Source organism: Streptomyces sp. NPDC058663, from assembly GCF_042716745.1.
GTDB lineage: Bacteria > Actinomycetota > Actinomycetes > Streptomycetales > Streptomycetaceae > Streptomyces.
The window spans coordinates 17,506-37,085 of sequence record NZ_JBHXRV010000041.1 but is presented as its reverse complement, the minus strand read 5'-3'; the positions used below and the strand labels follow the sequence as shown (position 1 = coordinate 37,085).

At 72.9% G+C, this 19,580-nt stretch carries 16 protein-coding genes and 1 tRNA gene; 8 read left to right on the top strand and 9 right to left on the bottom strand.

Features of this window, described 5'->3' with window-relative positions; all coding sequences use genetic code 11:
* Positions 1–99 precede the first annotated feature (99 nt).
* Positions 100–172, top strand: a tRNA-Arg gene (locus tag ACFWVV_RS27145).
* Positions 173–350: 178 nt separating this feature from the next.
* On the opposite strand, the gene ACFWVV_RS27140 is transcribed toward ACFWVV_RS27145, so the two are convergent.
* Positions 351–1,064 carry a hypothetical protein gene (locus ACFWVV_RS27140; protein ID WP_384341949.1) on the bottom strand — a complete coding sequence of 238 codons (714 nt, stop codon included), beginning with the start codon at positions 1,062–1,064 and terminating at the stop codon, positions 351–353.
* A 274-nt stretch (positions 1,065–1,338) separates the two neighbouring features.
* Between ACFWVV_RS27140 and ACFWVV_RS27135 the strand changes: the two genes are divergently transcribed.
* Complete coding sequence (locus tag ACFWVV_RS27135) at positions 1,339–2,556, top strand: glycosyltransferase (protein WP_384341951.1); 1,218 nt, start codon at positions 1,339–1,341, stop codon at positions 2,554–2,556.
* Positions 2,557–2,627: 71 nt separating this feature from the next.
* Here the strand turns inward: ACFWVV_RS27135 and ACFWVV_RS27130 are convergent, their stop codons facing one another.
* From ACFWVV_RS27130 to ACFWVV_RS27120, 3 genes are all read right to left on the bottom strand, one after another.
* Positions 2,628–3,098 (bottom strand): DUF1772 domain-containing protein, encoded by a 471-nt coding sequence (locus ACFWVV_RS27130; RefSeq protein WP_384341953.1) that lies wholly within the window; start codon positions 3,096–3,098, stop codon positions 2,628–2,630.
* Between the two features lie 127 nt (positions 3,099–3,225).
* Positions 3,226–4,125, bottom strand: coding sequence for an ABC transporter permease (locus ACFWVV_RS27125; RefSeq protein ID WP_384341955.1), 900 nt, complete (start codon positions 4,123–4,125; stop codon positions 3,226–3,228).
* A complete protein-coding gene (locus ACFWVV_RS27120; protein ID WP_384341957.1) occupies positions 4,122–6,875 on the bottom strand; it encodes an alpha/beta fold hydrolase in 2,754 nt (917 codons plus the stop codon). Before ACFWVV_RS27120 ends, ACFWVV_RS27125 begins: the two co-directional genes overlap by 4 nt.
* A gap of 331 nt (positions 6,876–7,206) precedes the next feature.
* On the opposite strand from ACFWVV_RS27120, the gene ACFWVV_RS27115 reads away from it, so the two are divergent.
* The 3 genes from ACFWVV_RS27115 to ACFWVV_RS27105 all read left to right on the top strand — a co-directional run bounded on the left by ACFWVV_RS27115 (position 7,207) and on the right by ACFWVV_RS27105 (position 9,953).
* Positions 7,207–8,085 carry a putative protein N(5)-glutamine methyltransferase gene (locus ACFWVV_RS27115; protein ID WP_384341959.1) on the top strand — a complete coding sequence of 293 codons (879 nt, stop codon included), beginning with the start codon at positions 7,207–7,209 and terminating at the stop codon, positions 8,083–8,085.
* Between the two features lie 196 nt (positions 8,086–8,281).
* Positions 8,282–8,977 carry a polysaccharide deacetylase family protein gene (locus tag ACFWVV_RS27110; protein WP_384341961.1) on the top strand — a complete coding sequence of 232 codons (696 nt, stop codon included), beginning with the start codon at positions 8,282–8,284 and terminating at the stop codon, positions 8,975–8,977.
* Between the two features lie 241 nt (positions 8,978–9,218).
* Entirely contained in the window at positions 9,219–9,953 is a 735-nt protein-coding gene (locus ACFWVV_RS27105; protein WP_384341963.1) for a VC0807 family protein, read from the top strand.
* Between the two features lie 137 nt (positions 9,954–10,090).
* Here ACFWVV_RS27105 and ACFWVV_RS27100 read toward each other — a convergent pair whose 3' ends face one another.
* From ACFWVV_RS27100 to iolC, 4 genes are all read right to left on the bottom strand, one after another.
* Positions 10,091–11,590: a CoA-acylating methylmalonate-semialdehyde dehydrogenase gene (locus tag ACFWVV_RS27100; RefSeq protein ID WP_384341965.1), complete on the bottom strand. Its 1,500-nt coding sequence runs from the start codon at positions 11,588–11,590 to the stop codon at positions 10,091–10,093.
* A gap of 13 nt (positions 11,591–11,603) precedes the next feature.
* Positions 11,604–13,538, bottom strand: coding sequence for a 3D-(3,5/4)-trihydroxycyclohexane-1,2-dione acylhydrolase (decyclizing) (gene iolD, locus ACFWVV_RS27095; RefSeq protein WP_384341967.1), 1,935 nt, complete (start codon positions 13,536–13,538; stop codon positions 11,604–11,606).
* 215 nt (positions 13,539–13,753) lie between these two features.
* On the bottom strand, positions 13,754–14,707 hold the full coding sequence (iolB, locus tag ACFWVV_RS27090; protein ID WP_384341969.1) for a 5-deoxy-glucuronate isomerase: 954 nt from the start codon (positions 14,705–14,707) through the stop codon (positions 13,754–13,756).
* A complete protein-coding gene (iolC, locus tag ACFWVV_RS27085) occupies positions 14,704–15,651 on the bottom strand; it encodes a 5-dehydro-2-deoxygluconokinase (protein ID WP_384341971.1) in 948 nt (315 codons plus the stop codon). Before iolC ends, iolB begins: the two co-directional genes overlap by 4 nt.
* 270 nt (positions 15,652–15,921) lie before the next feature.
* Here iolC and ACFWVV_RS27080 point away from each other — a divergent pair, with 270 nt between their 5' ends.
* The 3 genes from ACFWVV_RS27080 to ACFWVV_RS27070 all read left to right on the top strand — a co-directional run bounded on the left by ACFWVV_RS27080 (position 15,922) and on the right by ACFWVV_RS27070 (position 18,200).
* Positions 15,922–16,845: a sugar phosphate isomerase/epimerase family protein gene (locus ACFWVV_RS27080; protein WP_384341973.1), complete on the top strand. Its 924-nt coding sequence runs from the start codon at positions 15,922–15,924 to the stop codon at positions 16,843–16,845.
* 296 nt (positions 16,846–17,141) lie between these two features.
* Entirely contained in the window at positions 17,142–17,339 is a 198-nt protein-coding gene (locus ACFWVV_RS27075; RefSeq protein WP_384341975.1) for a helix-turn-helix transcriptional regulator, read from the top strand.
* A gap of 243 nt (positions 17,340–17,582) precedes the next feature.
* Positions 17,583–18,200, top strand: a complete 618-nt coding sequence (locus tag ACFWVV_RS27070; RefSeq protein WP_384341977.1) for a GNAT family N-acetyltransferase — start codon at positions 17,583–17,585, stop codon at positions 18,198–18,200.
* Between the two features lie 55 nt (positions 18,201–18,255).
* Here the strand turns inward: ACFWVV_RS27070 and ACFWVV_RS27065 are convergent, their stop codons facing one another.
* On the bottom strand, positions 18,256–19,476 hold the full coding sequence (locus ACFWVV_RS27065; protein ID WP_384341978.1) for a cation:proton antiporter: 1,221 nt from the start codon (positions 19,474–19,476) through the stop codon (positions 18,256–18,258).
* Positions 19,477–19,580: the final 104 nt, after the last annotated feature.

Below are 19,580 nucleotides of genomic sequence, written 5' to 3'. Positions count from 1 at the left end.
TGCCACGCAGGTGAAGCAACCGGGCCGCGGTGGCAGGACCCCTATCCTTGTCCCCGGCAACCGCCACACCGGCCGATCCGGGCCCCAGGCCCACCATCGGCCCCCGTAGCTCAGTGGATAGAGCAGGCGCCTTCTAAGCGCTTGGCCGCAGGTTCGAGTCCTGCCGGGGGCGCAGCATGCACGCACCAGAAGGCCTTCCCTCCAGGGAGGGCCTTCTGGCTCTTCCGGGCACCTTAGCGAGGCGGCCATAGAGGCGGCATAAACGCCGGAGCCGGAGCCGACACCGGCTCCGGCCCGCCTCCGCCGGGAGATGGCGGGGCGGAGCCGCGTCAGTCCGGGGCGGGGCCGCGTCAGCCCCCGGCCGGGCGGGTCGGGCGCCAGTACTGGCGCTTCCTGTCGTCGCGGACGACCACGCCCAAGCGGGCCAGTTCGGCACGGAGTTCGCGGAGCTGCTCGTCGTCGGAGCCCTTCTCCAGGACGGTCGCGCGGGCCCTGAGGAGGGCGTGGGCGCCGTCGGGGAGGCCTGCCGCGCCGGGGACCCAGCGCCGGAAGTCCTGCTGGTGCGGGTCGGCGTCCGACCAGGTGTAGCCGTGTGCCGTGAGGGCGGCGGCCAGGCGGTCCCGCGGAAGGTCGGTCTTCTCGCGGGCCAGTTCGGCGGTGTCGTGCCCGAGCAGGACGAAGTGCTTGTCGGCCACGAAGGCGAGGGCGACTTTGGAGCCGGGGATCTGCCAGGACTCTCCCTTTCGGGTGAGTGTGAGGTGGTCGGCGGTGACCTCGGCCGAGAGTTCCTCGAAGCGCGCGTACAGCGCCAGGGCCACGCCCAGCAGCGCCCCCAGGCCCGTCGCCGCGAGGGTCAGGCCGGGTTCGGGGATCGACGCGACCAGCCCGGCAGGACCCTGCAACGGGGCCCAGTCCAGCGTGACCAGCCACTTCGCTGCGATCTTGACGAACCAGCCCAGGCCCGCGCCCAGCGCCAGGAAGGCGGCGGCCATCAGCGCCAGCACCCGGGTCGACTGCTTCAGGACGGTGGGTCCGTCCAGCGTTGCGTCCTGCTTGTCCGTCACCGTGGATCAGCCCGTCCCTGCACCCGTGGGGGTTCCCGTGGGGGTTCTTGTCGTACCGGAAGCCGTACGGGAAGAGGCTGCCCGTACGGCGGTACGCCGCGCGTCGGCCGAAGGGATACGGGGCGTTGCCGAAAGTCTCGAGCGGGTGGGGTCAGGAGCCCATGCCCCCAGGTGACTCTCCCCCCGCTTATGGAGAAACGAATCTGCACAAAATACTATTTTTGGTAGATTTACCCCACTTCTTCATCAGGCCTCACTCGTCGTGGGAGTGCTCTTGGATCTCTTCCTCGTCTCCGGCAGCACCGGCGGCCGCTTCGGGCCCGCTCTGAGGGCACGGCACCTCGCCGGGATGTTCGCCGGGCAGGGGCACGGCGTGCATCTGATCGGGATCGCTCCCGGTACAGATCCGCCCGAGGCCGAGGCTGGCGCCGGCCTCGCCGAGACCGGCTCAGGTTTCGGCGGCGCCGGCGCCGGAGCACTCCCGTACCGGATCAGCGCCCTGTACGACCGCCCTCCGGCCGCAGCCCCCGCGAAGGCCCGCCATCCGTGGGACCTGGCGGCCCGGGGGCGACGGCACCTGCACCGGCGCGGGATGCGGGCCAAGGCCGACGAGCTGTCCGCGCTGTTACGGGAAGGGCGCGCGGGCCCGGGGCGCCCCGGGGCCGTGGTCGTCACGGAGGGGTGGGCGCTGGAGTGGGTGGCACTCGCGGACACGGCGGGGCTGCCCGTGGTGGTGCTGAGCCACGAGCCGTACGCGGTCACCAAGCGGTCCGCGCGCTACCAGCGGCTGCGCTGGCTCTACCGGCAGCACGCGGACCGGGTGCTCGCCCCGACCCGGCAGGACGCCGACTGGTGGATCCGCGGCTGGCTGAACAACGTGGGGGTGATGCCCAGTCCGCTGTTCGGCTTCCCTGACCGGCCGTCCGCGCGCACCCGCAAGTGCGTGGTCTCCGTCGGGCGGCTCGACCACGACAAGGGGACGGACCTCCTCCTCGACGCGTGGGCACAGCTCGCCGCGCACCATCCGGGGTGGCTGCTGCGGCTGTACGGAGAGGCCACGGGCGGCACGCGGGCGCGGGCGCGCCGGGAGGCCCTCGGGAAGCAGTGTGCGGATCTGGGCATCGTGGGGTCCGTCGAGTGGCGGGGGTACGCGGCCGATGTGGCCGGGGCGCTCGCCGAGGGCTCCGTGTTCGTGCTGCCCTCGCGGCAGGAGGGGTTCCCGCTGGCCCCTCTGGAGGCGATGGCGGCCGGGCTGCCGTGTGTCGCCTTCGACGCCTCGCCGGCGGTGCGGGAGTTCGTCACGGACGGAGTCGACGGACTGCTGGCCCGGCCGGGCCATGTGGAGGAACTGGCGGCGCAGCTGGGCCGGTTGATGGCGGATGCGGAGCTGCGGGACCGGCTGGGGGACGCGGCCAGGGAGAAGGCGCGCCAGTACGCGCCGGAGGTGGTCGCCGAGCGCTGGGAGCGGCTCTTCGCCCTGCTCGGGCGATGAGAGGAGCAGGCCGGGGGGGGCACGACCCGGAGGCCGCGCAGCACCGCACCCGTGCCCTGCCCCCGCTCCCCCTACGCCATCGCGCTCGCCGTCACCAGCGCGAACGCCGCCACCGCGAAGAGCGTGCGTACCGCGTGCAGCTTGTTCCAGCGGGATTCGAAGGCGGCGCGGGCCTGGGCGTCCGAGGTGCCGGAGCGCTCGGAGTTGGCCAGGGCGGTGTTCAGGGGGACGTTGCCCCCCGAGGTGACCGCGTGGTTGAGGAACGAGAGGACCAGGCCGCCGATGAGGAGCCACCGCTGGGTGTTCGTACGGCCGCCCTCGGGGCCGACGATCAGGGCGGCGATGGGGAAGGCGACGGAGGCGAACATCGTCAGCACGAAGGTGCCGCGCGGCACGGATTCGTTGACGCGCCGCATCGCCGGTACGAACTGCTCGTCGGTGAGCTTCGCCAGTGCGGGCATGATGCCGGTCTGGAAGATGAGCATCATGCCCGCGTAGAGGCCGGTGGAAACAACTGCCAGTGCGAGCAGAAGAGTTGACATGTCGCTCATGATGTACGGAGTCGGCCCGCCTCGCAGCTCCCTTCCGGCAACTCACCGGGTCAGGGCCCTCGTCAGGTGCCAGGTGCCGACAGCCGTCCCATTGGCGGCAACCGCCGCTCCCCCATCCTCACGACACGATGTCCTTGCGGGAGAAGCCCCGGAACGCCAGGGCGAAGAGGATCAGCGCGTACGTCACCGAGACCGCGGCCCCCTTGATCATTCCGCCCCACTCCAGCTGCGGCTGGAGCGCGTCCACCCAGGCGAACTGCCAGTGCGCGGGCAGGAAGTCGCGCCACGAGCCGAGCGCGGTGACCGCGTCCAGGACGTTGCCGACGATCGTCAGGCCGACCGCGCCGCCGACCGCGCCCAGCGGCGCGTCCGTCTTCGTGGACAGCCAGAAGGCGAGCGCGGCGGTGATCAGCTGGGAGACGAAGAGGTACGCGACGACGAGCGCGAGGCGCGGCGCGGCCGTGCCCGCCGGGAGCGCACCGCCGGTGGGCATCTCCAGCGGGCCCCAGCCGTACGCCGCCGTACCGGCGATCAGCGCGACCAGGGGCAGCAGCACCATCGCCGCCAGACTGAACGACAGCGCCACCGCCAGCTTGCTCCACAGCAGCCTGGCCCGGGGCACGGGGGCGGCCAGCAGGTAGCGCAGCGAGGACCAGCTGGCCTCCGAGGCGACGGTGTCCCCGCAGAACAGGGCGACCGGGATGACCAGCAGGAATCCTGCGGACACGAACAGGCAGGTGGCGGCGAAGTTCGCGCCGGACGCGGTGGCCGTGTCCATCAGGTTGATCCGGCCGCTCGCGCTGCCGCCGCGCTCCTCGGGGGTGCCGCCGATGGCGAAGGCGGCGATCAGGACGAACGGCAGCGCGCCCAGGATGATCGCCATGACCATCGTGCGGCGCCGCCGCCACTGCCGTTTCGCCTCCACCAGGAAGGGCAGGGTGCGGCCGGGGCGGTAGCCGGGGGCGGTGTCGCGGGCGGGCGCGGGCGCGGCGGCCGTCTCCCGCAGGGTGCTGCTCACGCGGAGCCTCCGATCAGGGTGAGGAACGCGTCCTCCAGGCGGCGGTGCGGTCCCACACCGGTCAGTGGCAGGTCCATGCGGACCAGTTCGGCGATGAGCGCGGTCGAGGTCAGTCCGTCGAGCCTGACCAGCAGCCCGCCCTCGGCCCGCAGCGCGGAGTCGACTCCGGGCAGCGCGCCGACCTTCTCGACGACCGCGTCCGGCACCTCGCCGTCGACGGTGACCAGCAGGGTGTCGCCCGAGCCGATGATCTCGGCGACCGGTCCTGCCTGCACCAGCCTGCCCCGGTCCATGACGACGAGGTCCGTGCAGGACTGTTCGACCTCGGACAGCAGGTGGCTGGAGACGATCACGGTGCGTCCGCCGGCCGCGTACCGGATCATCACGTCGCGCATCTCGCGGATCTGCGGCGGGTCGAGTCCGTTGGTCGGCTCGTCGAGGATCAGCAGGTCCGGCATGCCGAGCATGGCCTGGGCGATGGCGAGGCGCTGGCGCATGCCCTGGGAGTACGTGCGTACCGCGCGCTGGAGCGCGTCGCCGAGTCCGGCGATCTCCAGGGCCTCTTCGATGCGCGCGTCCTCGGCGGGGCGCCCGGTGGCCTGCCAGTACAGGTCGAGGTTGGCGCGACCGGAGAGGTGCGGAAGGAAGCCCGCGCCCTCGACGAAGGCGCCGACCCGGGAGAGGACGGGGGCGCCGGGCCTGATGGCGTGCCCGAAGACGTGGATCTCGCCCTCGTCGGGGGTGATGAGGCCCATCAGCATGCGCAGGGTGGTGGTCTTGCCCGCACCGTTGGGCCCCAGCAGGCCGAGCACCTGGCCCTTGTCCACCCGGAAGGAGAGGTCGCGGACCGCGTACCTGTCACCGGACTTGCCGTAGCGCTTGCTCAGTCCGGTGATCTGCAGCGGCACACCGGCGAGTGCCGGGTCGGGGGCGGGTGCGGCTGCCCTGCGGCGTGCGCTGAGCAGCAGTGCGCCGGCGGCCAGGGCGCCGGCCAGGGGGAGCCACCACACCCAGGCGGGGAGCCCCGTGGCGGCGGTCGCCAGCTGCGGGTCGGTCGGGACGCTCAGGCCGCCGTCCAGCGCGACGGTGTACGTCGCGGGCTCGGCAGGGGAGGCGTAACCGAGGTCGGTCGAGGTGAGCAGCAGCCGCATCCGGTGCCCGGCCTGGAACTTGTGGTCGATGGCGGGCAGCGACAGCGCGACGGTGCGGCCCGCCTTGGCGCCGGTGATCCTGACCGGGGTGACGAGCTGGTGCGGGAGGATCTGCGTGCCGTTGGCGCTCGCGTCGTAGACCTTGGCGAAGAGCACCATGTCGTCGCGGTCGGACTTCACCTTGACCTTGACGGCCGGGGATCCCGTGACGTGCAGTCCGGTGGTCAGTGGCGCGGAGTCGAACCGCGCGTACTGGCCGGGGAAGTCGAGCGAGAGCCCCACGCCGAGGCCGGAGAACGAGGCAAGCGCGCCGCCGATGCCGGGAACCCCGGAGATGGCGGGCGGGCTGGCCCCGGCCGGGTTGACGAAGGTCTGCTCACTTCCCCCACGGGCAGGGGCCGCCTGGGCCCTGGGCGCTCCCTGGCCGGGCGCGCCCTCGTCCGCCGGGGCGTTGCCCTGGCCGGGGAAGAGGCCACCGGCCGGGCCGGGGCCGCCGGCCGTGAGGGGGACGTCCTTCAGATCGTGGCGCAGGCCCGGGTAGCGGTCGGTGTCGGCGCCGCGCAGCTGGGCGCTGCCATTGGTGGAGTCGACGCCTCCGGTACGGGTGACCCGGAAGGCGGGGCCGGTGTCGGCGCCCTTCTCGTCCTTGAGGTACTTGTCGAACCAGCGGGTGATCCGGCCCTCGACGCGGGCGTCCTCCCGGTCGCCGCCGTCGTGGCCTCCGGAGATCCAGTCGACCGCGACGGGGGCGCCGTTGCCGCTGATCGCCTTCGCCATGGCGTCGGCGTGGCTCAGCGGGAACAGTGAGTCGCTCTGCCCCTGCACGATCAGCGCGGGCACCTTGATGCGGTCGGCGACTGCGGAGGGGCTCAGGGCCTCAAGGGTCTTGCGGGCCGCCTCGTCGGGCTTGCCGTCGACCGCCACCCGCTCGTACAGCTCGCACAGCTTCGGCTCGAAGCGGGCGCAGCCGCCGCCGGTGGTGACGAAGATGCCCGCCCACAGCTTCTTGAAGACACCGTCGGGGAAGAGCGCGTCGGCGAGGTTCCAGTAGGTGATGGTGGGGGCGATGGCGTCGACGCGCCGGTCGTACCCGGCGGCGAGCAGCGAGACCGCGCCGCCGTAGGACCCGCCGGTGACCCCGACGCGCGGGTCGCCGTCCTTGTCCAGCTGTACGTCGTCCCGTGCGGCCAGCCAGTCGAGCAGCCGGGACACGTCCCTGACCTCGGCGTCCGGGTCGTTCAGCCCGATCCTGCCGCCGGATCGGCCGAAGCCCCGGGCGGACCAGGTCAGCACGGTGTAGCCCTGCCTGGCCAGTTCCTCGGCCTGGGCCCTGACGTCCTGCTTGCTGCCGCCGAAGCCGTGCCCGATGAGGACGGCGGGCCTGCGCTTGTCCGTGCCGTCGGTGAACAGGGAGGTGTCGATACGCGCACCAGGCATCGGGAGCACCTGGTCGGACCTGTGTACGGGGGCCGGATCGTCCGCGGCGGCGACACCCGCCCAGACACCACCGCCCACCAGCACGGCGAGCACCGCTGTCACGGCGGCGAGCCGGCGGCCGCGCAGGCGGGTGCCCGGCCTTCGGCGAAGGGGATTCTCCATACTCCAGACCCTAAGCGGCCGTTGGCGCCCCCCGGGATGCCGCCGGGCGGAACCCGTGCACCTCCTGCGGGAGTAGGCGCCCCGGGCGGAGTACCGCAGTCGGTGTACGTCCGGCCCCTCTACTCGCCGTCCCCGGACGTTCTTTACGGTCCCCGGACGGGCCCTGTAGGGTCTGGACCTGTTGCTCCGCCGTCCGCGCGGAGCCCGGACCAGGGAGGTGAGACCCATTACCGCTGTCGCAGGTTGGGTGCTCTCGCCTCACGGTCGTACGACTTCGACGTAGTCGTCACGGATCCGGAGAGTGCCCTCGGTCGTACCGAAAGGCTCTCCCATGTCGATATCGCTGACTTCCGTTTCCCCGGCCGCCGCTTCCCGGGCCGCCGGTGCCGTTTCCTCCCCCTTCGGTTCCGCCGGTTCCTTGCCGCCCTTCGAGGCCACCGTCGGGCGGCTCCGTGCCGCGGGCTGTGTGTTCGCCGAGGACGAGGCGCGGCTGCTGCTCGCCGCCGCCGGTTCGCCCGACGAGCTGGCGGCCATGGTGCTCCGGCGGGCCGGGGGCCTGCCCCTGGAACACGTGGTGGGCTGGGCGGAGTTCTGCGGGCTGCGGATCGCGGTGGACGCCGGGGTGTTCGTGCCCCGGCCGCGCACCGAGTTCCTGGCGGGCCACGCCCTCGCTCTGGCGGAGGCCCGGCAGCCGGGCGCCGTGGTGCTCGATCTGTGCTGCGGGTCCGGGGCGGTCGGCGCGGTGCTGGGGGCGCGGCTGCCCGGCATCGAGCTGTACGCCGCCGACGTGGAGGCCGCCGCGGTGCGCTGCGCACGGCGGAACCTGGGGGCGGTGGGCGGAGCCGTGTACGAGGGCGATCTCTACGCGCCGCTGCCCGCGGAGCTGCGCGGAAGGGTCGGCGTACTGGTGGCGAACGCGCCGTACGTTCCCACGGACGACATCGCGCTGCTGCCGCCCGAGGCACGCGAGCACGAACCACTGGTCGCCCTGGACGGCGGGGCCGACGGCCTCGATGTGCAGCGGCGGGTGACGGCGGAGGCCGCCGAGTGGCTGGCTCCGGGCGGCAGTCTGCTGATCGAGACCAGCGAACGGCAGTCCCGGTGGACCGCGGAGGCGATGGAGCGCGGCGGGCTGCGTGCACGGGTCGTGGAGGACGAGGAGACCGGGGCGACCGTGGTCATCGGCAGGTACGCCGGGCCGCCGGCCTGACTGCCTGCGGCCCGACGGCCTGGCTGCCCGCCGACCTGACTGCCTGACGGCCTGACTGCCCGACGTCCGATGGCCCAGCAGCCGGTCGCGCTTCCCGCGCGCGGCCGTTGCGGCGTCAGCGGTACGTTGACGCGCTGACCGGGTGACCTGCGGCGGCACCGGTTTTTGACGGTGCCGCCGCTGGTACCGGTGACCGGTGACGAAACGCAAGCGTTCCCTGATCGCCGCCGTCGCGTTCGTCGGCGCGTCCCTGCTGGGCGGTGTCGCGAGCAGCCCCGCCCACACTGCGGCGGACTGCCGGGCCGAGAAGTGCGTGGCGCTGGTCTTCGAGGGCGGACCTGGGCCGCACACCGGCGCACTCCTGGACACGCTGGCGGACGAGGGGGCGCCTGCGACGTTCTTCGTGACGGGCCGGGTGCCGGCCTTCCGCCACCCGGAGCTGGTGCGGCGGATGGGCGAGGAGGGGCACGAGGTGGGCAATGGCACCTGGACCCGCCCCCGGCTGACCGATGTACCGGCGAAGGAGGCGCGTCGGCAGCTTGCCCAGACGCAACGCGTACTCACCCAGGTCACCGGGCACCGGCCCACCCTGGTGCGGCCGCCGCACGGCGTTTCGAACGCTCAAGTGGCGGCCATCTGCCGCTCGTTGGGCCTGACGCAGGTTCTCGGTGGGGTACCGGCTGCGGGGCACGGTGCCCGCGACGACCGGGCCGTGGTGGAGCGGGCGCTCGACGGAGCGGCCCCGGGTGCCACCGTGGTGCTGGACGACAGCAATCCGGCGGTGGTGGCCGCCCTCCCCGCCCTGGTGGAGGGCCTGCGGGACCGCGAGTACGTCCTGGTGACGGCCTCCCGACTGCCGTCCGGCGGGGCGGCGGCACGAGCCGGTCTCTAGTGGGGCAGGGTCCGCCGATCCGCCGATCCGCCGACCCGCCGCACCCCGCACCCCCGCACCCCCGCACCCCGCACCCCCGCACCCCCGCACCCCCGCACCCCCGCACCCCCGCACCCCCGCACCCATGACAAATGTCCTGCGGAGCCGGGTACACGCGGCTCTGCCACCACAACCGCCCTTCCCGGCAGGCTTCTTCTTGACGGCGCACCACACGAGGCCGCGACACGAGGAGCGTTTCCGGATGAGCAGCAGCAAGCACGGGATGATCGCCGGCCTGAAGCCGCTGGCCCTGGACGCCGGCCTGCCCCTCGGTCTGTACTACGCCCTGACTGCGGCCGGTGTCGGCACCTTCGCGGCGCTCGCCCTGAGCAGCGTCGTCCCGCTGGTCCGCACGGTGTGGAGCGCCCTGGCCGAGCGGAAGCTCAACGTGCTGGCCGCGCTCATCCTGGTGGCCAACGCGGTCGGTTTCGCGCTGAGCGCGGTGACCGGGGACCCCCGGCTGATGCTCGCCAAGGACAGCGGCATCACGGGAGCGCTGGGGCTCGTGGTGCTTGTCGCGGCCCTGTACGGGCGGCCGCTGATGTCCTCGGCGATGCTGCCGGTGCTGCTGCGCGGTGACGCGGGGCGCACGGCCGCCTGGGAGCGACTGACGGCGGCACCCGGTCCGATGCGGCGGCACGAGGCGCGCTTCTCGCTGATCTGGGGTGCGGGGCTGCTGCTGGAGTCGGTGTTGCGGGTGGCCGGCGCGTACACGGTGCCGGTGCACGTGATGGTGGGGCTGGGCGGGGCGATCGCGGCGGTGGTGCTGTCGGCGACGGTCGTGGTGTCGGGGCGGGCGGCGGTCATGCCGATGCAGCGGTTGCTCGGGGCCGAGACCGCAGGAGCGGGGACCGGAGGGGCTGGGGCCGGAGGGGCTGGGGCCGGAGGAGTCGCCCGGCAGCCGCTGCCCGCGAAGGAGCCGGCGCCCGCCGTCTGATCCCCGTACCGCACGGGCAAAGCCTGTACCGCCCCGGCTGTCCCGTACCGCCGCGGCGGCACAGGACAGCGGCCCGTACCGGACCCGGTGAGGGGGTCCGGTACGGGCCGTTGCCGGGGTGGCCCCGGGGGTGGGGGTCAGTGGTTGCGCGGGAAGCCCAGGTCGACGCCCGAGGGGGCGTCGGCCGGGTCGGGCCAGCGCGTCGTGGTGACCTTGCCGCGGGTGTAGAAGTGGATGCCGTCGGTGCCGTAGATGTGGTGGTCGCCGAAGAGGCTGTCCTTCCAGCCGCCGAAGCTGTGGTAACCGACGGGGACCGGGATCGGGACGTTGACGCCGACCATGCCGGCCTCGATCTCCAGCTGGAAGCGGCGGGCGGCGCCGCCGTCGCGGGTGAAGATCGCGGTGCCGTTGCCGAACGGCGAGGCGTTCATGAGGGCGACGCCCTCCTCGTAGGTGTCCACGCGCAGGACGCAGAGCACCGGGCCGAAGATCTCGTCGCGGTAGGCGTCGGAGTCGGTGGGGACGTGGTCCAGGAGGGAGAGGCCGATCCAGTGGCCGTTCTCGAAGCCCTCGACCGTGTACCCGGTGCCGTCGAGGACGACCTTGGAGCCCTGGGCGGCCGCGCCGGTGACGTAGCTCGCCACCTTGTCGCGGTGGGCGGCGGTGATCAGCGGGCCCATCTCGGACGCCGGGTCGTTGCCGGGGCCGATCTTGATCTTCCGGGCACGCTCGACGATCTTCGAGACGAGTTCGTCGCCGATGGCGCCGACGGCCACGACCGCGGAGATCGCCATGCAGCGCTCGCCGGCCGAACCGTAGGCGGCGGAGACGGCGGCGTCGGCGGCCGCGTCCAGGTCGGCGTCCGGGAGGACCAGCATGTGGTTCTTGGCGCCGCCGAGCGCCTGGACGCGCTTGCCGTTGGCGGAGGCGGTGGCGTGGATGTGGCGGGCGATCGGGGTGGAGCCGACGAAGGAGACCGCCGCGACGTCCGGGTGCTCCAGGAGGCGGTCGACGGCGACCTTGTCACCGTGCAGCACGTTCAGGACGCCGTCCGGCAGCCCGGCCTCGGTGGCCAGTTCGGCGAGGCGCAGCGAGGCGGAGGGGTCCTTCTCGGAGGGCTTCAGTACGAAGGTGTTGCCGCAGGCGATGGCGAGCGGGAACATCCACATCGGCACCATGGCGGGGAAGTTGAACGGCGTGATGCCGGCCACGACGCCGAGCGACTGGCGGATCGAGGACACGTCGACGCGGGTGGCCACCTCGGTGGAGAGCTCGCCCTTGAGCTGGGTGGTGATGCCGCACGCCAGCTCGACGATCTCCAGACCGCGGGCCACCTCGCCGAGTGCGTCCGAGTGCACCTTGCCGTGTTCGGCGGTGATCAGGGCGGCGATCTCGTCGCGGTGTGCGTCCAGCAGGGCGCGGTAGCGGAAGAGGACCGTGGTGCGTGCCGAGAGGGAGGAGGTGCCCCAGGTGGCATAGGCGGCCTTGGCGGAAGCGACGGCCGCGTCGACCTCCTCGGCGGAGGCGAGCGCGACCCGGGTGCCGGCTTCGCCGGTGGCCGGGTCGGTGACGGGGCCCCAGTTGCCCGACGCACCCTCGACGGTCCTGCCACCGATCCAGTGGTTGACGGTCTTCATGAACTGCACTCCTTCAGAGGTGGTGGCGTCGGGCTGCGACGTGCCGGTCGTACTGTGCGCGTGCCCGGGCCGCCGACGGGCGGGTCGCGGTCTCGGCCACGGGAACATCCCACCATGCGGCGCCCTCCACCGGGCCCGACACTGTGTCGCCCGTTTCGGTCGCCACGTAGACACATGTGGGTTCCGTGCTCGCGCGCGCATCCGCCAGGGCTTCGCGCAGGTCAGCGATGGTGTGGGCGCGCAGGGTGCGCATGCCGAGCGAGGCCGCGTTGGCGGCGAGGTCCAGCGGCAGGGGCTCCCCCGTGTAGGTGCCGTCGGGGGCCCGGAAGCGGTAGTCGGTGGCGAACCGCTCCGCGCCGACGGTCTCGGAGAGGCCGCCGATGGAGGCATACCCGTGGTTGTCGAGGATCACCACATTGACCGGCAGCCGCTCCTGCACGGCGGTGACGATTTCGGTGGGGTTCATGAGGTACGTCCCGTCGCCGACGAGCGCCCAGACGGGGCGGCCGGGCGCGGCGAGCTGGACGCCGAGGGCGGCGGGGATCTCGTAGCCCATGCAGGAGTAGCCGTATTCGACGTGGTACTGGTCGTGCGAGCGGGTCCGCCAGAGCTTGTGGAGGTCGCCGGGGAGCGAGCCCGCGGCGTTGATCAGGATGTCGTCCCCGGTGACCAGGGTGTCGAGCACGCCGAGGACTTGGGCCTGGGTGGGGACGGCCTTGTCGTCGGGGGCGGCGTAGACGGCGCAGACGTGCTCCTCCCAACGCCCTTTCGCCGTGCGGTACTCCGCCTCGTACTTCTTCTCGACGCGGTACGGGGGGAGGTACGAGTCGGTGCCGTCCGGGAGCTCGGGGACGGCCTGGGGGCGGAGCGCGTCGGCGAGGTGCCGCAGGCCCTGGTCGGCGTCGCAGGTCAGCGCGTCGCCGCTCATCTTGTGGGCGTCGAAGGAGGCGAGGTTGAGGTTGACGAAGCGGACGCCGGGGTTCTGGAAGAGCGTGCGGGACGCAGTGGTGAAGTCGGTCCAGCGGGTGCCGACGCCGATCACCAGGTCGGCGGTGCGGGCGAGGTGGTTGGCGGTGGCGGTGCCGGTGTGGCCGATGCCGCCGACGTCGGCGGGGTGGTCGTACGGGAGGGAGCCCTTGCCCGCCTGGGTGGAGGCGACGGGGATGCCGGTGGCGTCGGCGAACCGGCGCAGGGCGTCCTCGGCCCGGCCGTGACGGACGCCGCCGCCCGCGACGAGGAGCGGGCGGCGGGCGGCCCGTACCGCCTGCGACGCCCGGAACAGGTCGTGCTGGTCCGGTGCGGGGGCACGTATCCGCCAGACGCGTTCCGCGAAGAACTCCTCGGGCCAGTCGTACGCCTCGCTCTGCACGTCCTGCGGCAGGCAGAGGGTGACGGCGCCCGTCTCGGCGGGGTCGGCGAGGACGCGCATCGCGGCGAGTGCGGCGGGGATCAGGGCCTCGGGGCGGGTGATGCGGTCGAAGTAACGGGAGACCGGGCGCAGGCAGTCGTTGACGGACAGGTCGCCGGAGTGCGGGACTTCGAGCTGCTGGAGTACCGGGTCGGCCGGGCGCGCGGCGAAGGTGTCGCCCGGGAGGAGGAGGACGGGAAGCCGGTTGACGGTGGCGAGGGCGGCTCCGGTGACGAGATTGGTGGCGCCGGGGCCGATGGAGGTGGTGACGGCGTGCGTGGACAGCCGGCGGCACTGGCGGGCGTGGCCGACGGCGGCGTGGACCATGGCCTGCTCGTTGCGGCCCTGGAGGAAGGGCATGCCGTCGGGGCCGGTATGCCCGGTTTCCAGGAGCGCCTGGCCGAGTCCGGCGACGTTGCCGTGGCCGAAGATGCCCCAGGTGGCGGCGATCAGGCGGTGGCGGGTGCCGTCGTGTTCGGTGTACTGGCGGGTGAGGAAGGCGAGCAGGGCCTGGGCGGTGGTGAGGCGGCGGACGGGCATGGGCGGTCTCCTCTCACGGGCAGGTGCCGGGATGCTCCCGGGGGGGGACCCGTTGGGTGTCCCAGCGGCCCGGGGGGTCCGGGGGGTCGGGGGGGCCGGGGGTCCGGATCACGGGTAGGTGGCCCCGCGGTCCGGGCGTCCCCGCGAACCGGCCGTCACCGGTAGGCGTCCCCGTCGTCCGGGTCTCACCGGTAGGCGTCCCCGTGATCCCGGCCTCACCGGTAGGCGTCCCCGTGATCCGGGTGGAAGCGGATCTTCCACTCGCGTACGGGGCCCGGCCCCGCCATCACGTTCAGGTAGTACATGGCGTGCTCCGGCGGTGCGATCGACGGGCCGTGCCAGCCGTCGGGGACCAGGACCGTGTCGCCGGTGCGGACCTCGGCCAGCAGGTCGGCGCCGCCCGGCCGGGACGGCGAGATCCGCTGGTAGCCGAGTCCGCCGTCCTCGATCTCGTAGTGGTAGATCTCCTCCAGCACCGACTCCCGCCCCGGCACCGCCTCGTCGTGCTTGTGCGGCGGGTACGACGACCAGTTCCCTGCGGGCGTCACCACCTCCACCGCGATCAGCCGGTCGCAGTCGAAGGCCTCGGCGGCGGCGAAGTTGCGCACCTGACGGGTGGTCGCCCTGCTCCCCCGCTGCTCGACGGGAACGTCCGGCGCGCGGCCGTGGCGGGCGGGGAGCCGCCGTGCGCACTTCGCTCCCGCCAGGGCGAAGCGTCCGCCCGCGCCGGAAGCGATCTGCGCGTGGGCGTCGCGCGGGAGGTACCCGAAGTCACTGACGCCCGCGAACACCCCTTCTCTGCCCCGCAGTTCGATGATCCGTCCGTCGATCAGCACGCTGCACGCCCCGGCCAGCGGCAGCACGATCCACTCGTACTCCCCGGTGGCCAGGTGATGCGACCCGTCGGGCCCCAGCGTGAGCACGCGCAGCGCGGTGTACTGCCAGTCCTCGTACGGGGGGTCCTTGCGCCAGGGCCCGATGTCCACGGTGTACGGGCCCGGGGGCGCGCTCCCGGCCGGCACGTGCAGCCCCCCGCCGGGCTGCCCGCACCCGCCGGAATGCCCGCCCCCGCCGGAGTGCCCGCCGCTGCCGGGCTGCCCGCCTCCGCCTGGGTGCGCGCCGGCCCGGTCCGGCTGCTCGCCGTACCCGTACGCCCGTTCACCGGTCATGACGTTCCACCCGTCGTCAGAAGGTCGTCGATCTCGTGGGGCCAGGGCATCGCGGAGGAGCACTCCAGCCGTCCCGCGACCAGGGCGCCCGCCGCGTTCGCCCGGCGGATGGTGCGTTCCAGCGGCCAGCCCGCCACCAGCCCCTGGCACAGCGCGCCGCCGAACGCGTCGCCCGCGCCGAGCCCGTTGACCACCTCGACGGGCACTGGCGGCACCTCGGCCACGGTGCCGTCCCTGTGCACCGCCAGCACGCCGGCCGGGCCCTGCTTGACCACGGCCAGCTCCACGCCCCGCGCCAGCAGCTTCTCGGCGGCGGCGCCGGGGTCGCGTACACCTGTGGCGATCTCGCACTCGTCGAGGTTGCCGACCGCGACCGTCGCGTGCCGCAGGGCCTGCGCGTAGAGGTGGCCGGGGTCGTCCGCCGTGTCCCAGAAGACCGGCCGCCAGTCCAGGTCCAGTACCGTGTGCGCGGTGCGCGAGCGGGCCGCGAGCGCCGCCAGGGTGGCGCTTCTGCTGGGCTCCGCGCACAGCCCGGTGCCGGTCACCCACAGCACGCGGGTCCGGCGGATCGCCGCCAGGTCCAGTTCGCCGGTACGGATCTCCAGGTCGGGCGCCTTCGGCCTGCGGTAGAAGTACAGCGGGAAGTCGTCGGGCGGGAAGACCTCGCAGAAGGTGAGCGGGGTGGGCAGGTCCGGGACCTCCGTCACCCAGCGCGCGTCCACCCCGAAGGCCCGCAGCTCCCTGCGCAGATAGGCCCCGAAGGGGTCGGCCCCGGTGCGTGAGACGAGGGCGGTGTCCAGCCCCAGCCGGGCCGCCGCCACCGCCACGTTCGCCGCCGACCCGCCGAGGAACCTGCCGAACGTCTCGACCCGGTCCAGGCAGACCCCGATCTGCAACGGATAGAGATCCACCCCGAGCCGGCCCATCGCCACCAGGTCGCGCACCGAGCACCGCCCCTCCCGGCCGGACGCCCGGCCCCACGGCCCGGTCGGGCCCGTCCCGCCCCACGGCCATTCCGTCAGGCCCGTCCTGCCTCACGGCCATTCCGTCAGGCCCGTCCCTGTCCACGGCCTGCCCGCTCAGACCCGTCCTGCCCATGGCCTCACGGTCTATCCGCGCACGCCGAGCACTGTCAATGGTTTGTCCTGACATACCAACTACGGTCGGCCACCGTTCCCTTGACACTTCTCCCCGCCCGCGGGGAGGCTGCGGCCATGACCGCAGGAGGAGAGCTGACGCGCATCAGGATCGGGTCCGCCCCCGACTCGTGGGGGGTGTGGTTCGCGGACGATCCCGGGCAGGTGCCCTGGCGGCGCTTCCTGGACGAGGTCGCGGCGAGCGGCTACGAGTGGATCGAGCTGGGGCCGCACGGCTATCTCCCCGACGATCCGGCCCTGCTCGGGCGGGAGCTGCGGGCCCGCGGTCTGCGCGTCTGCGCCGGGACGGTCTTCACCGCGCTGCACCACGGCGGTGCGCACGCCTGGGAGCGGACCTGGACGCATGTCTCCGGGGTTGCCCGGCACGCGGCGGCGGTGGGCGCGGAGCACCTGGTCATGATCCCGGCCTTCTGGCGGGACGACAGGACCGGGGAACGTCTGGAGGACAGCACCCTGACCCCCGGGCAGTGGCGCACGCTCGCCGCGCAGACCGAGCGGCTGTCGCGGCGGGTGCGCGAGGAGTTCGGGCTGCGGGTGGTGGTGCATCCCCACGCCGACACCCACATCGACACCGAGGAGCACGTCGTCCGGCTGCTCGACGCGACCGACCCCGATCTGGTCCAGCTGTGCCTGGACACCGGGCACTACGCGTACTGCGGTGGCGACAGCGTCAAGCTGATCGGGACGTACGGGGAGCGCATCGGCTATCTGCATCTGAAGCAGGTGGATCCGGTGCTGCTGGCCCGGGTGCGGGAGGGGGACGTGCCGTTCGGCCCCGCCGTCGGCCTGGGGGTGATGTGCGAGCCGCCCCACGGGGAGCCCGCGCTGGAGCCCGTACTCGCTGCGGCGCAGGACCTGGCGGAACGGCGGGGGGCGGAACTGTTCGCGGTCGTCGAGCAGGACATGTACCCGTGCCCGCCGGACAAACCGCTGCCGATAGCCCGGCGCACACGTACGTTCCTGCGGTCCTGCGGGGCGTGAGCGGCGGCCTCCTGAGGGGTGGTCCATTACACCCGCGTGCGGCCCCGGCCCGGCAGATCGGCCCGGACAGTCCGGCGTGTCTCGTTCCTCCCGCGCACCACTTACGTCACGTACATGCCGCTTCGGTCACACATGTCGCCATTACGCGGCCCTTCCGTCACAGGCGCACCACAGCCCCAGCCCGACCTTCACGGAGCGTCGTTCACGGGGCAGAGGCTGAGTGATCGCCAGCGAATGCCGCAGCTCCCCCGACGGCCCCCCGGCCGTGGCTGCGGCTCACGCAGGGAGGTGCACAGATGACGGACCACAAGCTCTGGTCGTACAAAGAGATCGCCGCGCACATCCAGGTGCAGACGGACACCGTGCGTTCCTACCGCAAGCACGGGCTGCTGCCCCCTCCCGACCACGTGGAGAGCGGCAAGCCCTACTGGTACCCGGACACCATCCGCCGCTGGGTGTCGAGCCGCCCCGGCAACAGAGGCCGCAGGAGCTGACACCGTCCACCCGACCGTCCCGGGCCCCGCACCCGTCCTGCCGCGAGCAGCGCGAGGGGCGGGGCCCCGCTCTCGTGCCGGGCGGTCGTCGTACCAGGTGGTCGTCGTACCGGGCAAACGTCGGCGTGCCGGGCGGTCGTCGTACCGGGCAAACGTCGTACCGGGCAGACGTGCTCGGAGGTCGTGCTCGCGCCCAGGGGAAAAGTGCTGGCCACGGGGCCGTACGGCGGCCAGGATGACGCCATGGACCAGTCGCCGGACCCGCCCCCCGCTCTCCCTCCCCAGCCCCCCACCGGAGACCTCTCCGTCAAGCCGACCCTCGCCGGGGCGCGCGCCCTGTTGCGCCCCTTCACGGAGGACGACCTGCCGGCCATGCTGGCCGCGCTGCGGGATCCGGAGGTGCTGCGGCTGACCGGCTCGCCCGCGGACGACTTCGACGAGGCGGCCACCCGGGCCTGGTACCTGAGCCGGGCCGCTCAAAGCGACCGCATCGACCTGGCCGTGGTCGACCTCGCCACCGGGACGTGCGCGGGCGAGGTCGTCCTCAACGAGTGGGACCCGGCCAACCGGAGCATCAACTTCCGTACGTTGCTGGGGCCAGGCGGGCGGAATCGCGGGCTGGGCTCCGAGGCCTGCCGGCTGATCGTGGGGTACGCGTTCGAGGTGCTCGCGACGCACCGGGTCTCGCTCGGCGTCTACGACTTCAATCCGCGTGCCAGGCGGGCGTACGAGAAGGCCGGCTTCGTCGCCGAGGGCACCGAGCGCGAGGCGCTGTGGGCGGACGGCAGGTGGGTCGACTCGACGTACATGTCCATCCTGGCGCACGAGTGGGCTGCCCACCGGGGCCACCCGGAGCCCTGACCTCGGCCCCCCCGGCCCTGAGGTCGCCCCCTGCCCTTAGTTCCGCCCCCGTCCCCTACCAGGACTCCGCCTCCACCCGCCCCAGCCTGGGCTTCTCCCCGGCGCCCGCCCGGCACTTGAGAGCCAGCAGCGGGAAGACCAGCACCGACACCATGCCCGCCCCGACCAGGGCGGCGGCCTCACTCGCGGCGAGGGTCCTGTCGTCCAGGCCGATGGTGGTGATGGCCACGATCAGCGGCAGCGCGGTGGAGCTGAAGAGCATCAGGGCCGTCCTGTCCCTGCGCCCCAGGTCGCGCGGGGCGAGGAGCAGCACGGGCAGGCCCCGCACGACCACGAACAGGGCGAGGAAGACGGGCAGCAGGAGCAGCGCCCGGCCGCCGTCGAGCAGCGAGCGCAGGTCGAACTCGATGCCCGTCACCACGAAGAACACCGGCACCAGGAATCCGAAACCCATCGCCTCGACCTTGGCGAGGATCTCCTCGCTACTGTCGGGGGCGGCCCCGTTCAGCACCAGCCGGGTGATCAGTCCGGCGGCGAACGCGCCGAGCAGCACGTCCAGCCCCAGCACCTGGGACGCCCCCAGCATCAGGGCGAGCAGCAGCACCACCAGGCGCACCGCGAACTGTCCGCTGGTGTGCAGGGTCTTGGCGATGATCCGGGCGAACCACGGCGGCTTGGGGCGCAGCGCCCAGAACACCGCCGCCGCCGTCAGTACGGCGAAGGCCGCGAGCAGCGCGGTGGACTGCCAGGCGCTGCGGCCGCTGAGCAGCAGGGCCATCGCGATGATCGGCCCGAACTCGCCGACCGAACCGAAGGCCATCATCACCGTGCCGAACCGGCCGCCGAGCTCGCCCGCGTCGCGCAGCACGGGCAGGACGGTGCCCAGTGCGGTGCTGGTCAGGGCGGTGCCGATGAACACGCCTTTGCTGAAGCCGCCGTCGTCGCCGAGGTTCGCGAGCAGGGTGCCGAGGCCCAGACCGAGTCCGAGGGCGATCAGCCAGGACAGGACGGACCGTTTCAGTGTGTCGCCGCGGACCTTGCCGAACTCGATCTCATAACCCGCGAGGAAGATCAGCATCGCGAGGCCGAGCTCGGAGAGCACGTCGATGACGGCGTCCCGGTGCGCCCAGCCCAGGACGTCGGGGCCGATGAGGATGCCGAGCAGGATCTCGAAGATGACGAGCGGCACGGGCAGCCGGCGGCCCGCCGCGTAGGCGAGGAGCGGCGCGAGCACCGCGATGGCCATGATGAGAATGAGCGTCCCCGAATGTGACATAAGGGGCATTTAATCCAGACTGGGAGGTCTTCGCCGCGAAGGACGTCGACGGAACTGGATTTGATACCCCCCAGGGGTATAGTGTGTGGAGTGTCAGGCGGTCA

Coding starts and splice junctions, on each gene's coding strand:
- ACFWVV_RS27075 (WP_384341975.1), top strand. CDS start 17,142: ATGACGGACCACAAGCTCTGGTCGTACAAAGAGATCGCCGCGCACATC.
- ACFWVV_RS27065 (WP_384341978.1), bottom strand. CDS start 19,476: ATGTCACATTCGGGGACGCTCATTCTCATCATGGCCATCGCGGTGCTC.
- ACFWVV_RS27105 (WP_384341963.1), top strand. CDS start 9,219: ATGAGCAGCAGCAAGCACGGGATGATCGCCGGCCTGAAGCCGCTGGCC.
- ACFWVV_RS27130 (WP_384341953.1), bottom strand. CDS start 3,098: ATGTCAACTCTTCTGCTCGCACTGGCAGTTGTTTCCACCGGCCTCTAC.
- ACFWVV_RS27120 (WP_384341957.1), bottom strand. CDS start 6,875: ATGGAGAATCCCCTTCGCCGAAGGCCGGGCACCCGCCTGCGCGGCCGC.
- ACFWVV_RS27080 (WP_384341973.1), top strand. CDS start 15,922: ATGACCGCAGGAGGAGAGCTGACGCGCATCAGGATCGGGTCCGCCCCC.
- ACFWVV_RS27070 (WP_384341977.1), top strand. CDS start 17,583: ATGGACCAGTCGCCGGACCCGCCCCCCGCTCTCCCTCCCCAGCCCCCC.
- ACFWVV_RS27100 (WP_384341965.1), bottom strand. CDS start 11,590: ATGAAGACCGTCAACCACTGGATCGGTGGCAGGACCGTCGAGGGTGCG.
- iolB (WP_384341969.1), bottom strand. CDS start 14,707: ATGACCGGTGAACGGGCGTACGGGTACGGCGAGCAGCCGGACCGGGCC.
- iolD (WP_384341967.1), bottom strand. CDS start 13,538: ATGCCCGTCCGCCGCCTCACCACCGCCCAGGCCCTGCTCGCCTTCCTC.
- ACFWVV_RS27115 (WP_384341959.1), top strand. CDS start 7,207: ATGTCGATATCGCTGACTTCCGTTTCCCCGGCCGCCGCTTCCCGGGCC.